The 14,494-nt window shown below is 73.2% G+C and carries 9 protein-coding genes and 1 pseudogene; 5 read left to right on the top strand and 5 right to left on the bottom strand.

Annotated elements, in window-relative coordinates; all coding sequences use genetic code 11:
- Nucleotides 1–227: 227 nt before the first annotated feature.
- Nucleotides 228–5,159, top strand: a complete 4,932-nt coding sequence (locus ACH4KB_RS33330) for a HEAT repeat domain-containing protein (RefSeq protein ID WP_398070056.1) — start codon at nucleotides 228–230, stop codon at nucleotides 5,157–5,159.
- A gap of 33 nt (nucleotides 5,160–5,192) precedes the next feature.
- Here ACH4KB_RS33330 and ACH4KB_RS33325 read toward each other — a convergent pair whose 3' ends face one another.
- Entirely contained in the window at nucleotides 5,193–5,756 is a 564-nt protein-coding gene (locus tag ACH4KB_RS33325) for a DNA polymerase ligase N-terminal domain-containing protein (protein WP_398070054.1), read from the bottom strand.
- Between the two features lie 270 nt (nucleotides 5,757–6,026).
- On the opposite strand from ACH4KB_RS33325, the gene ACH4KB_RS33320 reads away from it, so the two are divergent.
- Both ACH4KB_RS33320 and ACH4KB_RS33315 read left to right on the top strand, forming a co-directional pair.
- Nucleotides 6,027–6,935, top strand: a complete 909-nt coding sequence (locus ACH4KB_RS33320; protein ID WP_398070184.1) for a family 16 glycosylhydrolase — start codon at nucleotides 6,027–6,029, stop codon at nucleotides 6,933–6,935.
- 99 nt (nucleotides 6,936–7,034) lie between these two features.
- Entirely contained in the window at nucleotides 7,035–8,018 is a 984-nt protein-coding gene (locus ACH4KB_RS33315; RefSeq protein WP_398070052.1) for an aldo/keto reductase, read from the top strand.
- A 63-nt stretch (nucleotides 8,019–8,081) separates the two neighbouring features.
- Here ACH4KB_RS33315 and ACH4KB_RS33310 read toward each other — a convergent pair whose 3' ends face one another.
- The 4 genes from ACH4KB_RS33310 to ACH4KB_RS33295 form a co-directional block, all read right to left on the bottom strand.
- Nucleotides 8,082–9,302: a serine/threonine-protein kinase gene (locus ACH4KB_RS33310; protein WP_398070050.1), complete on the bottom strand. Its 1,221-nt coding sequence runs from the start codon at nucleotides 9,300–9,302 to the stop codon at nucleotides 8,082–8,084.
- Nucleotides 9,303–9,566: 264 nt separating this feature from the next.
- Nucleotides 9,567–10,259 carry an HAD family hydrolase gene (locus tag ACH4KB_RS33305; RefSeq protein WP_398070048.1) on the bottom strand — a complete coding sequence of 231 codons (693 nt, stop codon included), beginning with the start codon at nucleotides 10,257–10,259 and terminating at the stop codon, nucleotides 9,567–9,569.
- 75 nt (nucleotides 10,260–10,334) lie between these two features.
- Complete coding sequence (locus tag ACH4KB_RS33300; protein ID WP_398070046.1) at nucleotides 10,335–10,844, bottom strand: Lrp/AsnC family transcriptional regulator; 510 nt, start codon at nucleotides 10,842–10,844, stop codon at nucleotides 10,335–10,337.
- A 90-nt stretch (nucleotides 10,845–10,934) separates the two neighbouring features.
- Entirely contained in the window at nucleotides 10,935–11,258 is a 324-nt protein-coding gene (locus ACH4KB_RS33295) for a hypothetical protein (protein WP_398070044.1), read from the bottom strand.
- A gap of 308 nt (nucleotides 11,259–11,566) precedes the next feature.
- Here ACH4KB_RS33295 and ACH4KB_RS33290 point away from each other — a divergent pair.
- Both ACH4KB_RS33290 and ACH4KB_RS33285 read left to right on the top strand, forming a co-directional pair.
- Nucleotides 11,567–12,319, top strand: a pseudogene (locus tag ACH4KB_RS33290) (FUSC family protein); the annotation flags it as partial.
- Nucleotides 12,320–12,515: 196 nt separating this feature from the next.
- On the top strand, nucleotides 12,516–14,021 hold the full coding sequence (locus ACH4KB_RS33285) for an FUSC family protein (RefSeq protein ID WP_398070042.1): 1,506 nt from the start codon (nucleotides 12,516–12,518) through the stop codon (nucleotides 14,019–14,021).
- Nucleotides 14,022–14,494 lie beyond the last annotated feature (473 nt).

Here is a 14,494-nt window from a genome sequence, read left to right as displayed (position 1 = left end):
TCCGTACGGGGAGTCTCCCGCTGGGCTCCCGCACGGGAAGTCTCCCGTGCGTCCGTCGTCGTCGGGTCCGGTGGCAGTTCCCGCATCACAACCCCCTCGTCCCACGGGCCGTTGCTCCTTCCGGGGCGGCGGCCCAGGACAACATCATCGATCAGCACGGGCCGGGGCGGTACCAGGCGTCGGAAAACCCCGGGCGTCCGGATGCCCCGGCCGTCTACGCTCCGTCGGTGACCACGCCGCCGGACGAAACGATCACCGACGCCCTCGACCGCGCCGACACCGCGCTCCTCGCCCGGCGCCTCGACGCCCGCACCTGTCCGCCGGAACTGCTCGGACGGCTGGTCCGGCACTCCGCACCCCGGATACGGCACCTCGGCCTCACCCTCCTCGCCGAGCGCGCGGACACCCCGGGGATCCCGGACCTCGAAAGTGAGGGAGAAAGCGTGGCCGGGGCGTGGGGCGGGGCAGGCCATCCTGCCCTGGTGGCCGGACTGTTGCCCGATTCCCCCGGGGCGTCGCCCGAGGAGTCCCTCCTGCTCGCGGGCCTCCATACCCGGCTCGCGGCGCGGAAGCCGCGGCCCCGGCTGCCCGACTGGCGTGCGGTCGCGCTGCCCGCCCGGGTACGGATCGCCTGGCTGCGGGCGGAGATCCTCGGTGACGCGACCGTCCTCCGTACGGAACCGGCAGGCGAGCTCCTCTACCGGGCCGTGCGTGAGAGCGATGCCGCCGGGGCGCGCCGCCCCGAACGGCTCGTGGCCGAACTCGTCGACACCGGGGACCCGGTCCTGGGGACCGAGGCGCTGCGGCTGGCCCGCGACGGGCTGCACGCCGGACTGCTCGCACCGGCGTTCGTACGCGGTCGGCTGGTGCGGCTGCTCGACTCGCCCGACCCCTGCCTCGTGACCGGTGTGCTGCGCGAACTCGCCGAGCCCTGGGCCACGGTCACCCCCGTGGACGCGCCACCGCTGATCCGCCCGGCGAGGGCCCTGGGCGGCCGGTCCGCCGACCGCGACGGGGCGTCGGCAGCGCTCGCGGCCGCCGCCCTCCTCGCCGCCGCCCGGCACGGTCACCCCACGGTGCTGTGGAGCACGGCGGAGGATCCGGCCGAGGCTCCGGCCCTGCGCGGTCAGGCCGTGGAACTCCTGGGCGAACGGGCGGAACGCGCCGACGTCGGCCGCCTGGTGGCCCTGGCCGCGACGGACCCCCTCCTGCTCGCCGGGCCCGTGCTGACCTGTCTGCGCGCACTGCACCGGCGCGGCCACTTCCCGGCGGACCGGGACGTCGGCCCGCTCCTCTCCCTGGCCCTGGCCGACCACACGCTTCCGGCGGAGGACCTCGCCACGGTCCTCTACACCTCACGTCGCCCGCTGTTCGACGCCCTCACCGACGCCCCGCCCACCGCCCCGGACTGGCCACGCCGCCTGGAGCTGCTCATCGCCCTGTCGCGGCAGGGGGCCGCGGACGTCCCCATCGGCGAGGCCGTCACCCGGCTCCTCCCGGCCGCCCGCGCCCCGCGCCCGTTCCTCGCCGCGATCCGCGTCCTGCGACCACCGGCCGCCGAGGAAGCGGTGCTGGCCCTGCTTCCCACGGCCCCGTCCGCCGCCCTGGACGCCCTGGAGGCCATCGGCGGGGACCGTACGCGATCGGCGCTGGCCCGCGCGTTCGGCGTCGGCGGCCCGGCGGACGGATCGCCCACGGCCACCGACGGCCCACCACGCCTCCCGGTCGCACCCGAGCTGCGCTCCGTACGCGACCGGGCGCTGGCACTCCTGTGGCACCTCACCCACCGGCCCGGGCAGCGGGAGGAGCTGCTCGCCCGGCTCGCCCCCCGGCACCTCCCGCGCGCCGTCGAGGCCGACCTCGGAGCCCCCGACGAGCGGGAACTGGCCGTTCTGCGCGCCCGTGTGGACGTGGACGCCCCCGTGGCGGCCTTCTGCCGGATCGCGGCACACGCCGGAACGGGAACCGCGCCCCCGGAGAGTGTCCCCCTGGCCGACCTGCTCCTGCGCATCGTGCGCGACCTCGCCGCCGGCCGGCTCCGGCCCGGGACGGACGTCCCGGGGCCCGGCTTCGCACCCGCGGGACCGGCCCGCCCGGCCGGCGAACCCGAGCTGCCGCCCGAGGTGCTGGAGGCGATGCGCGCCCACGGGAGCCGGTTGTGGAGGCGGCGGCGGATCAGGCCCGTCTGTCTGCTCGACGCACCGGACGACACCGGAGCGGGCCACGCGTTCCTCACCGCCACGGTGCTCGGCCTGCTGGAGCGGCCCGGGCTCACCGGCGGCGAACGGGCGGTGCTGCTCAAGGCGTTGCTCCAGGTCCCCGCGACCCCGTCCACCCGGGCCCGGGTACACCGTCTGCTGCGCGACCGCGACCCGCACGTGCGCAAGCACGTCATCGCCCTGCTGGCCCACGACGCCTCGGGCGAGGACGCGCGGGCCCTGTCCGCGACCCTCGTCCCGCTCACCCGCGACCCGGACATCCGCACCGTGCGCGCGGCCCTGTCGGCGCTGGGCGCGGCACGGGCCCGCTGGGCGGGCGAGGCGGTCGCCGGCTGTCTCCACCACCCGAACATGAACATCAGGAAGACCGCGGCGGCCACCCTCCTCGAAGCGGGCGCGCCGACCGCCGTCCCGCACCTCCTGCGGGCGCTCGGCCGCGACGACAACCCGGGGCTGCGGTCCGCGCTGACCCGGGCGCTGCGTGCCGTCGTGGGCAGCGCCTACGCCGCGACCCTCCTCGCCGCCGCCGAAGTGGCTCGCGACGAGCGCACCCGCCGCCTCCTGCTCCGCGCTCTCGACCACGAGGTGACCGCCCGCGCCGTGCTCGCCCTCGACGTGGGGGGATCGCCGGCCGTCCCCGCCCTGCTGGCGCTCGTCGCCGACGGCGGGGTGCGGCTCGCCGCCGGTTCTGTCCAGGACCTGGCGGAACCACTGGCCCGGCACGGTGTGCCGACGCCGCCCGCCGCCCCGGACGGGCCCCCGGACGAGGCCGACCCCGAGGTGGCGGCTCTGCTGCACTCCGGCTGGGACCCGGCGCTCGCCCTGGCCATCGCCCGGCGGCCCGTGCCCCCCAAGACCGTTGCCGACCACGAACGTCCGGCGGCCCGCGCCCTGTTGGGTCACTGGCTCGGCCTGGCCGGCAGTGCCGGCCAGGCCGGGCTCCGCGGCAGCCTCCTGCGGTGCGCCCTGCGCCTGTGCCCGGGGCCGTGGTCCGCCGACGAGGTGACACTGCTCGCCCGGCACGCCGATATGGTGACCGACGCGTTCGACGCCGCCACCGGCGGGGGAGCGGCGGACGGGTCTCCACGGGCCACAGCCGCGAGCCCGGCGGCCGGGGAGCTGATCGAGGTCCTGCACGCCGTCGCACCACACCTGTCCGCCGGCCGGCGTTTCACCGTCGTCGAAGGACTTCGCGCCCTGCCGCCCGCCGGCCCGGACAGCCCGCCGCACCCCGGGACCGCCGCCTTGGCCCTCACGCTGCTCCGACAGCTGGGCGCGGTGCTCGTCCGCGCCGATCTCGACCGGGCCCTGGACACCGCCCACCTCGGCGCCGACCCCTGGAGTGCCGCGCCCGCCGTGCTCCGGGAGGCGTTCGGCGTACCGGAGGAACCGGAGGTCGTCGATGAACCAAGCACCTGGCGCACCGAGTTGACCGAGGCGGTACGGACGCCCGCAGCACTGGCGGAGTTCCGGGGACGCGTTGTCGCCGCCGGTGGCCGGCCCCGGCGTGCCGCCGGTGCGGACGGTGCCGGGCGTGCACCTGCCCGGACCGAGTCCCGGGAACTGCTCTCCGTGCTCGTCGAGGCGTACCCGACGGCCGCGCCGGACGTGCGCGGGCCTCTCGTCGACTGGATGACCGAGCTCCAGCCGATCGACGCACCGGAATGGACCATCGCCGAGACCAGGGCGGCGCGCACGGCCGCCGGCGCCCCGTCGCGCCCGGTGCGGGCGGACGATCTCGACCAGCCCCGGTCGGCCGCCCAGCGGACCCGGCTGCTGGCCATGCTGGACGCGAAGAGGCCGGAGACCCGGACCGCCGCCGCGCGGGCCCTGCTCGACTGGCCCGAGCCGGGGGTGGCGCGCGCCGTGCTGCGGGCGTATCTGCGCGGCCGGGTCGACGTGCTCCCCGACATCGCCGCCCTGGATGTCCTCGCGCACCCGGAGGACCACGCCGGGGCCCACTTTGACGCCCACCCCACGGAGGGCACCGGCCGGCACCCCGCCCTCGTGGAACTGACCTCCCGAGGGGTGCTGCCCGAGCGGGCGCTGCGCTGGGCGGCGCGGCTGCCCGAGGACGATCTGCCCCCGCTCGTCCCGCTGATCATCGGGTGGTGGGAACAGGGTTCGCCCGCTGTGCACGAGGCGGCCCGCACCACGCTGCGCGACGTTCCCGTCGACGTCCTCGCCCACCACCTGGCACCGCGCGTCGAGGCGGGCGACCTCGGGCTGCTCGACCTGCTGGCCGGGGTGCGGCTGCTCCGGACCCCCGTGCTGACCGGGGCGGAGCGCCGGCTGCGTGCCGAGGGCCGCGATGCCCTGGCCGACGCGCTCGTCCTCGTCGACGGCCCCTTGCGCGCACCAGGGGCCGAACACGAGGACGCCGCCGCGCTCGACGACCTGCGCACCCCGTTCCGGGGCCCGACGGCCGCCCCGGCGGACCGTCCGTCGCTGCCGGAACTGCTCGACCTCGCCCGCACGGGAACGCCCGAGCGGACCCGCCAGGCACTCACCCGCCTCGTCGAGGAGCGCGCACCCGCGCCCGGCGCCGGCCCGGGCCCGGAACTGCACGCGTTGGTCGAGGAGTTGCTGAGCCACCCGGTCGCCGGGGTACGCCTGCACGCCCACCGGACCTCGCGCGCCCTGTTCGACCGGGACACCCATGCCCGGCTCACCGTGGTCCTGCTGTCCGACCCCTTGCCCGACGTGGTGCGCATGGCGGCGCGGACGCTCGGCCGCGCCGGCTGGGCGCCCGCGCTGCCCGACCTCGTCCGGCTCCTCGACCACACGAGGCCGGTGGTCCGGAGGGCGGCCCGGGACGCGCTCGTCGGCTTCGGCGACGCGGCGGTCCCGGTCCTGCGCCGGACCGCGGCCCACGCCAGGCCCGACCGGAGGCCGCTCTACACGGACGTGCTCGCCGAGCTCTCCGGTGCGGGGGCCTGACGGCGGGGCACCCGCGTCACCCGGGGCGCGTGGTCATCCTCCGGGCCCCCGGGACGCCGCCGCGGCGACCTGGTGCAGCGTCCGCCCCGTACGGGCGGACCTGGCGTGGTACGGGTCGGGGGAACCGGGCCTGCCGCGAACGGCGAGGCGGTCGTTCGCCTTGATCAGCAGCCACGCCTCGTGGCCGCCGCTGTCCGGCTCGTCGCCCTTCTGGACGCGGGTCAGCGCGAACTCGCCGTGCAGCTTCGACCCGTACAGCCAGAACGTCGCATGGCCGAGCGCCAGGGACTCGGAGAAGGGGACGGAGTCGCCCTGTCCGTCGTGCCCGAGCGGCCGGTAGGTGCCCTGGTCCCAGACGATGACCGTGCCGCTGCCGGACTCGCCGTGGGGGATCACCCCTTCGAACTCGCGGTACTCCAGGGCGTGATCCTCCGTCGGCACGGCGAGCCTGCGGTCGCTGGGGTTCTCCGACGGCCCGCGCGGCACCGCCCAGGACTTCAGTACGCCGTCGACCTCCAGCCGGAAATCGAAGTGCAGGCGTCGCGCGTCATGGATCTGCACGACGAAGTGGGGCCGCGGTGTGCCGTTGTTCTCCACGTCGTGCTCCCTTCGTGCCCCGGCTCGTCCCGCCGGTCCGTGTTTCCACTCTGCGGCTGCCCGGGACGAACCGCACGATGAGCCGACCGCCTTCAGGCGCATATGCCTTTGTGACATGCCGTTCTCGTTCCGGTCCGGACCAGGTTATTGACGGCTCCTGCGGCACTCCCTTAAATCAAGTAGTGAAATATGGGCCCGAGGTGATCGCCCCAACCGTTCACCTCTCGGCGTCGTTCTGTCATGCGCATGCCCCCCACGCGAAGTGATGTGATGACCGTGCACCCCACGCACTCCACGGCTCGCGGCGTTTCCCGACGCCGCCGCGTCGCCCTCTGCGCCGCCTCTCTGCTCTGCTGTTCCGCCATCCTGACCGCACTCCCCGGCGGGGCGTCCGCCGCACCGGCCGCAGGTTCCCCGGCCTCCGGGCCCGGGGCGCGGGCCGTCGCCTTCGAGGACCAGTTCGACGGGCCGGCCGGCGCCGCCGTGGACGGCGGCAAGTGGCAGATCGAGACCGGCGACAACGTCAACAACCACGAGCGGCAGTACTACACCCCGGGCAACGACAACGCCGCGCTCGACGGTCAGGGCAACCTCGTGATCACCGCCCGGAAGGAGAACCCGGGCAACTACCCGTGCTGGTACGGGACCTGCGAGTACACCTCGTCCCGGCTCAACACCTCCGGCAGGTTCTCCGCCGCCTACGGCCACGTCGAGGCCCGGATCAAGATCCCGCGCGGTCAGGGCATCTGGCCCGCGTTCTGGATGCTGGGCGACGACATCGGCAACGTCGGCTGGCCGAACAGCGGCGAGATCGACGTGATGGAGAACGTCGGCTTCGAACCCGGAACCGTCCACGGCACCCTGCACGGCCCCGGATACTCCGGCTCCGGTGGCATCGGAGCCGCGTACACCCTCCCCAACGGGCAGGCGTTCGCCGACGACTTCCACACCTTCGCCGTCGACTGGGCGCCCGACGCCATTACCTGGTCCGTCGACGGCCAGGTCTTCCAGCGGCGCACCCCGGCCGACCTGGGCGGCAACCAGTGGGTGTTCAACAAGCCGTTCTTCCTCATCCTGAACCTCGCGGTCGGCGGCTACTGGCCCGGCGACCCCGACGGCAGCACGCGGTTCCCGCAGCAGATGGTCATCGACTACGTCCGCGTGACGACCGGCGACTGATCGCCGGCCCACCCCGGGGCGCCCCCGGAACGTGGACGGCGGCAGAGGTGCTCCTGCCGCCGTCCACCCCCGGCCCGAGAGCGGAATAGGGTGATCCTCATGGAACAGCGCACACTCGGCAGGACCGGCCGTGACGTCTCGGTCGTCGGACAGGGCACCTGGCAGCTCGGGGGTGACTGGGGCGAGGTCGCGGAGGACGACGCGTTCGGGGTTCTCGACGCGGCCGTCGCATCCGGCGTCACCTTCTTCGACACCGCGGACGTGTACGGAGACGGCCGCAGCGAACAGCTCATCGGCCGCTACCTCAAGAGCCGCCCCGACGCCGACGTCCTCGTCGCCACCAAGATGGGCCGCCGCGCCGAACAGGTCGCGGAGAACTACGTACTGGACAACTTCCGTACCTGGAACGACCGTTCCCGCGCGAACCTCGGGACCGACACGCTCGACCTCGTACAACTGCACTGCCCGCCCCGCGGCGTCTACTCCTCCGACGCCGTCTACGACGCCCTGGACACCCTGGTCGCCGAGCAGCGGATCGCCGCCTACGCCGTGAGCGTCGAGACCTGCGCCGAGGCCCTCACCGCCATTGCGCGCCCCGGCGTCGCGAGCGTGCAGATCATCCTCAACCCGTTCCGCCTCAAGCCGCTGGACGAGGTGCTCCCGGCGGCGGCAGCCGCGGGCGTCGGCATCATCGCCCGGGTGCCGCTCGCCTCGGGTCTGCTCTCCGGCAAGTACACCCGGGACACGGTCTTCGGCCCCGAGGACCACCGTACGTACAACCGGCACGGCGAAGCGTTCGACCGGGGCGAGACGTTCTCCGGCATCGACTACGCGACGGGCGTCGCCGCGGCGGCCGAGTTCGCCGAGCTGGCTCCCGAGGACGCCACGCCCGCGCAGACCGCGCTGCGCTGGATCATCCAGCAGCCGGGCGTGACCAGCGTGATCCCCGGCGCACGCTCGGTGGAACAGGCCCGCGCCAACGCGGCGGCGGCCGCCCTGCCACCGCTGCCGCAGTCCACGCTGGACGCGGTGCGGGACCTGTACGACCGGTCGATCCGCGCGGAGGTCCACGACCGCTGGTGACGGCGGGCGGGGCCGGAACGGCCGGGGCCCCGGCGGGTGAGGAGGAGCGGGAGCGGGCGGGACTCAGTCGTCCTGCTCGTCGTCCCCGCCCTCTCGGCCACCGTCCTGCTGGTCCTGCGGGTCCTGCTGGTCCTGTTGGTTCTGCCCGCCTTGTCCGTCCTGCTGCTGCCCGTCGCCGTCGCCGACGTCCTGCGAGGGACCCGACGACGGACTCCGGTCCGGCGTTCCGGCCGAGCTGGAGTCCGGGGAGAAGAGGATCATCCCGAGATACACGGCGGCCAGGAACGTCGCCGTGCCCGCGATGACGCTGGCCACCCTGGGCCGACGCCGTATCGCCTCACGGGTACTGCGACGACGGGCCGGAGCCGGTCGGGCCTGCGCCTGCCGTCTTCGCCCCGTGGGCCCCGGAAGCCGGTACGTCGTCGGCCCGGCCGGCTCCGGCGGCCCGGCGGGGGAGGGCTTCGGGGCCACGGGGGCGGTCGCCCGGTGGGACGTGGGCGTCGGCAGGGGGAGGGGCTCCGGCCGGCCGCGCCAGGCGTCGGTGCGGAACCAGTCGGAGACCTGCTGCGCGGTGGGCCGTTCCTCCGGCTTCTTGGCCAGCAGCCCGAGGAGATACGAGTCGAAGGCGGCGGAGATCTCCACGCCCCGCTGGCGCAGCGGCACCGGCGGGGTGTCGACATGCTGGTACAGCGTCGCGGTCGCCGTGTCGGAGCGGAACGGCGGCTGTCCGAGCAGCAGTTGGTAGACGACGCAGCCCAGGGAGTACATGTCGGACGCGGAGTCGGCGGTACGTCCCAGTGCCCGCTCGGGAGCCAGGTAGAGGCTCGTGCCGACGATGTGGCCCGCCGTCGTCAACGCGGTCGAGGGGTCGTCGACGAACTGGGCGATCCCGAAGTCGCCGATCTTCACCGAACCGTCCGCGTCCAGCATCAGGTTGCCCGGCTTGATGTCACGGTGGACGATGCCCTGGCGGTGCGCGGCGGCCAGCCCGGCGGCGGCCTGGCCCGCGATCAGGGCGACCTGCTCGGGATGGACCCGCTCCTGGGCGGCCAGCAGATCCCCGAGGCTCTGCCCCTCGACCAGCTCCATCACGAGGAAGAACCGGTCCTCCCAGGCCCCGAAGTCGAACACGGCCACCAGGTGCGGGTGGCTCAACCGGGCGGCGGTCTGCGCCTCCAGCCGGAAGCGGGCGGTCGACGAGGCGTCCGCCTGGTCCCCCAGCAGCAGCTTCACGGCCACGGCACGTCCCAGCACCTCGTCCGTGGCGCGCCACACCTCGCCCATGCCGCCACGACCGATGGGGGATACCAATCGGTACCGACCAGCTACCAGCACCTGTACACCTATCTCGAATTGTGGCCCGCTCCGGCTGCCGGGCCCCATGGCTCCCGGTCTCCGGCAAAGTCCGGGGCGGAGCGGCGAACGACATGATCAGGATATCGGTCCGGCGGAGCCCCGATGCCCCGACGGGCCTTTCGCCGGGCTCTGCTGACGGCCCGGTACTCCTGCGCACCCGCCCCGGCGCCGGGAGCGCCCGCCGGCCCCGGTTCAGTCGAGCAGCCGACGGTACGCGGCCTCGGCCGTGAACGCGGACTGCCCGCTGCTGAAAAGCAGTTCGACGGTCCCGAACGCCGGGTCGGACTCCGTCCCCGGCACATAGGGGACGGCGAAGCACCGCATGCCCGCCGCGTGCGCGGCCGCCGCTCCGGGAGGGGCGTCCTCCAGCACCACGCAGTCCGCCGGCTCCGCCCCCATCCGCCGGGCCGTCTCCAGGAACACGTCCGGCTCGGGCTTGCCGTGCGCGACCTCCTCGGCGGAGACGTACAGCGGGATGTACGCGTCGAGCCCGGTCACCGCGAGGACCGCCCCGATCGCGGCCCGGGACGAACCGGAGGCCACCGCCATCGGCACCCCGGCCGCGTGCAGGCGCTCCACGAAGACCCGCATCTGCGGGAAGACCTCCGTCGACGACCCGGCCAGCTCCAGATACAGGGCGTTCTTCCCGGCGAGCAGCTCCTCGACGGGGGCGTCGATTCCGTACTCCGCGCGCAGGACCGTCAGCGTCTCCCGGGTGCCGATGCCGATGAACCGGGTGTGGGCCTCCCAGTCGAAGTCCCGTATCCCGTACCGGGCGAGCAGCCGGCGCCCCGCCTCGAAGTAGTTCGGCTCGCTGTCCACCAGCGTCCCGTCGAGATCGAAGATCACGTGCGGGCCGGGCGCGGTCACGGGGCGGGACGTCATGACCCCAGCATGCCGCAGTCCGCCGGTGGCGGGCCCGGTCACCCCTGACCGGGTGCGGTGCCCGGCCGGCCCCGGTCACCCCCGACCGGGTGCGGTGTCCGGCCGGTCCCGGTCGCCCGCCGCCCGCCCCACGGATTCGACCAGTGGGAGCATTCGGTGCGCCACCCGCTCGCGGAGCGCCACATCGGTCCGGGTCCTGACGACCCCCGGGAGCTGGATCAGCCGCTGGATCACGTCCTCCAGATGCCCGGCGTCCCGGGCGACGACGCGGGTCAGCAGGTCGCCCCCGCCCGTCGTCGAGAACGCCTCGATGATCTCGGGCACGGCCGCCAGGGCGTCGCCCACCTCGACCAGACGCCCCTGCGTGACCTCCAGGTGCACGAAGGCGAGCACGGGATGACCGAGCGCGGCGGGGGAGAGGGTCGGCCCGGTACCGGTGATCACCCCGTCGCGCTCCAGCCGGTCGAGCCGGGCCTGAAGCGTGCCGCGGGCCACGCCGAGGATGCGCGCGTACTCCCGGACGCTGGTACGCGGCTGCTCGATCAGCAGGCGCAGGATCCGGGTGTCGAGAGCGTCCACCGCCATGATCCGCAGATCTCCTTCCGAGCCGTCCGGTGCGGCCCCGACTGTACCCAGGGCGAGGGCCCCGCGCCGCCGGGGCGGTACGCCGGCGCCTCACCCCTGGAACGACAGCAGCCAGGCCATCAGTACGGCGGTCAGGGCGAACTGGGCCACGGCGGCGCCCCAGTACCGTCCCCAGCACAGTGCCAGCCCCGCAGCCGCCGGCACGCCACCGCTCACCACCAGTTCCGTCACCGGGACGGTGGCTTCCTCGCCGTTGTGCGCGGCGGCCCAGCCGTTCATGCCGACCACGAGCCAGGCATGGCCGCCGACGAGCGCGTCGAGCGGCAGCAGAGCCAGGAACACCAGGAGGTTCGCCCCTCCGCTCCGCGGTTCGCGCCCGTCCTGGGCCCCGTCAGGGTGCAGGTCATCGTCCATGGCGGCATCGTGTGCCGCCCCTCCCGCCCGGGGGATGAGTACGCGTACTCATCCCCGCTCCCCCGAACCGGAGCCAGGCCGTCCGGTGCGTTCATCCGCCGCGCGTGCGGTGGTACCCGCCCCGGGTGGTCCGTTGGCGCGCCGGTGACCGAACGCTCACGAGGTCTGCTGGGCCATTGGTACATGCTTCTCCTCCCGGTTTGATCCAAGGGCCCGACAGATGCTGCAATGGATCCATCGATGGCGCTGCGGACTTCCGTGGCGCCTTTTTCATGCGAGTTCTGCGGCGACGCGGAAGGGGCGGAAGTGTGCTGAAGAGGGTGTTCGTGGCACCGGACCCGGGGCGGGTGCGGCTGCGCTTCGCCGGCCGTGGCGTTCTCGGCATCAGCCTCGCGGTCGTGCTGTGCGGCCTCGCCGGGCACTCGCTGGTGGCGGCCATCACGGGTGGCCTCGCGGCGCTGCTCGCCCTGTTCACCGTGACCGACCCGACGGTGCGCGGTCAGGCGGTCACCACCGTCCTGCTCCCCGTCGTCGGCCTGCCCGTCCTCGCGGTCGCCGCCGTGCTGCACGACCAGCCGGTCGCCCGCGACCTGATCTTCCTCGCCGTGATGGGGGCGGGCGTGTACGCCCGGCGCTGGGGGCCGCGCGGGCACGCGCTGGGCGTCTTCGCGTTCATGATGCTGTTCGCCGCCCAGTTCCTGCACACCGTGCCCGGTCAGCTGCCCGAGCTGTACGTCGCCGTGCTGCTGTCCCTGGGGGCCTCGTCCGCCGTGCGCTTCGGCCTGTGGTGCTACGAGCGGCGGCTGCCCGTCGCCGCCGCGCCCGCTCCCCCGGAAGGCCCGGGCCCGCTGCGCATCACCACCCGGCAGGCCGTCCAGGCCACCCTGGGCGGGGCGTTCGCGCTGGGCCTGGGCGCCGTGATCGGGATCGTCGCCGACTTCGCCGCGGCCATACCGCTCGACGGCGCGGGAGCCCCGACCGCCGCCGTCGTCGCGGTCAGCGTCTTCGGCATCTTCTACACGGCGGCGGTCTCGTACAGCTGGATGATGTTCTTCGTGACGTCAACCGGGCGGGTGGCGAGAGCGTGCGGCATCACGCGCGTTTCCGCAGATCAGGCAGGGTTTCGCTGGCGCCGCTTGATACGCGGGCGTGGGCATCTTCGGCAGTCTGTGGGCGGACTGATGCTGACTCCTTGCTGACTTTTCTGATGCTGTGCCAGTTGTGTGGGTCGGTGGGTTTGGTCTTCGGAGGAGAGCCGTGTTGAAGAGGTTGTTCGTAGCGCCGGATCCGGGCCGGCTGCGCTTGCGGAGTGCCGCGCGTTCCGTCGTGGGGGTCGGCGGTGCGGTGGCCGTGTGCGGGGTGACGGGGCATTCTCTGGTGGCCGCGATCACGGGTGGTCTGGCTGCTCTTCTGGCTCTGTTCACTGTCACGGATTCGAACGTTCGTGGTCAGGCCCTGACCACCGCGCTGCTGCCGGCGGTCGGTTTTCCCGTACTCGCGCTTGCGAGCGCGTTGCACGAAATGCAACTGGTCCGGGACGTGGCTTTGCTGGCGGTGATCGGTGCGGGGGTCTATGCGCGACGTTGGGGGCCGCGCGGGAATGCGCTGGGGATTTTCGCGTTCATGATGTTCTTCGTCGCCCAGTTCCTGCACTCCACACTCGTCCAACTGCCCGGCTTCTTCACTGCTGTCGTCCTTGCTCTGCTGGTTTCTTCGGCAGTCCGTTTCGGTCTGTGGTGCTTCGAGCGCCGCTTTCCGCCCGCGACTGTGCCTGCTCCGGCGGGAGGTCGAGGTCTGGGGCGTGCGACGACCCGCCAGGCGATACAGGCGACTGTGGCCTGCGGGTTGGCTCTTGGGGTGGGGCAGGTGCTGTCGCAGGACCGCTGGTACTGGGCGGTGGGCACGGCCTGGTGGATTTTCGTGAACACCGCCTCGCGTGGTGAGACCCTGGTCCGCGGTTTCCGCCGGGTGGTGGGCACGGTGCTGGGTATTCCCGCCGGATTGCTGATCGCTGTTCCCCTCCACGGAAATCTCGTGGGCACTGCGATCCTGGTGGCGGTATGCGTCTTCGGGATCTTCTATACCGCCGCGGTGTCGTATTCCTGGATGATCTTCGCCGTCACGTTGATGATCTCGCTGCTCTACGGCCTGCTGGGAGTTCTGAACCCTGAATTGCTCGTGCTGCGGCTGGCGGAGACCGGGGTCGGGGCGCTCGGGGCCGCCCTCGCGGTGCTGGTGGTGCTTCCTGTCACCACGCACGCGACGACCCATTCCTGGATCCAGCGCGCACTGACCTGTGTCCATGCCTGCACCGACCAGGCCGCTGCGCGTCTTGCCGCCGCTCCGGGCGCCGACCCCGAGCCTCACATCGCTGAGCTCGAATCTCTGCTGGGGCGGGTACGGCTCTCCCTCGCGCCCTTGGTTCACCCGCTCAACCCACTTCGTGCCCGCAAGGCGCGCGCCCGCAAAGTCGTGGCCCTGCTCGACGATTGCGCCCGCGAGGTCCGCGGCCTGGCATTGGTCGCCGCCGACCCGGACGCTTCGCACGACGACCGCCTCACGGCAGCCTGCTGGCGGGTCCAGGCCGCAGTAGAGATCCTCACCGCGCCCCGGCCCGGCTCGATCCCCGCAGTGTCCGTTCGAGGGAATCGCTCCATGGCGGCAGAGCCTGCCCTTGCTCACCTGCACGACCTGGAACGTGCCCTCGCTGAACTTGTCAGCCCGCTAAGTCACGCTCCTTACGCGGGATCGACAAACGCCTGAAGTCCGGCGTCAGGGGGGACAAGGGGGCGCGCATCGGCCACGTCCTGCCTCTCCAGGAATCGGAGACGACGCGTTTCCGATGACGCATCATGTGGAGTGTGTCGCGATCCTCGAATCGACCGCGAAGCGCTCCTGACCTGCGATTTCTTGCGCGCGCATTATGTGCGGTGTGGGCGTTACAGGCGATATCTTGACGCTCAGATGACGCTCGTTCTGATGGCGCGTCAGGCACGCGATGGGCAGGTCAGGCGGCGTCACGGCTGCGAGTGACGATGCAACGACGAGGGCTGGTGACGCTCAATGCAGAGTCGCCGGGTCCTGCAGATCAGATGTCCCGGAAGGGACCAGCGAGTGCGGTGACCTGCCGCGATGAGCCGTTGGTGGTTGCTGACCTGTACGAATGACCTTGCAGCTATTCCACATTCGTGCCGCTTGATGGGGCCGGAAGTCCCAGAAAAGTCCCAAGGCCGACG

The organism is Streptomyces sp. NPDC017520, assembly GCF_044329855.1.
Lineage (GTDB): Bacteria > Actinomycetota > Actinomycetes > Streptomycetales > Streptomycetaceae > Streptomyces.
This window is presented reverse-complemented; position numbering and strand designations above follow the sequence as displayed.

Coding starts and splice junctions, on each gene's coding strand:
- ACH4KB_RS33305 (WP_398070048.1), bottom strand. CDS start 10,259: ATGACGTCCCGCCCCGTGACCGCGCCCGGCCCGCACGTGATCTTCGAT.
- ACH4KB_RS33320 (WP_398070184.1), top strand. CDS start 6,027: ATGACCGTGCACCCCACGCACTCCACGGCTCGCGGCGTTTCCCGACGC.
- ACH4KB_RS33300 (WP_398070046.1), bottom strand. CDS start 10,844: ATGGCGGTGGACGCTCTCGACACCCGGATCCTGCGCCTGCTGATCGAG.
- ACH4KB_RS33295 (WP_398070044.1), bottom strand. CDS start 11,258: ATGGACGATGACCTGCACCCTGACGGGGCCCAGGACGGGCGCGAACCG.
- ACH4KB_RS33315 (WP_398070052.1), top strand. CDS start 7,035: ATGGAACAGCGCACACTCGGCAGGACCGGCCGTGACGTCTCGGTCGTC.
- ACH4KB_RS33310 (WP_398070050.1), bottom strand. CDS start 9,302: ATGGGCGAGGTGTGGCGCGCCACGGACGAGGTGCTGGGACGTGCCGTG.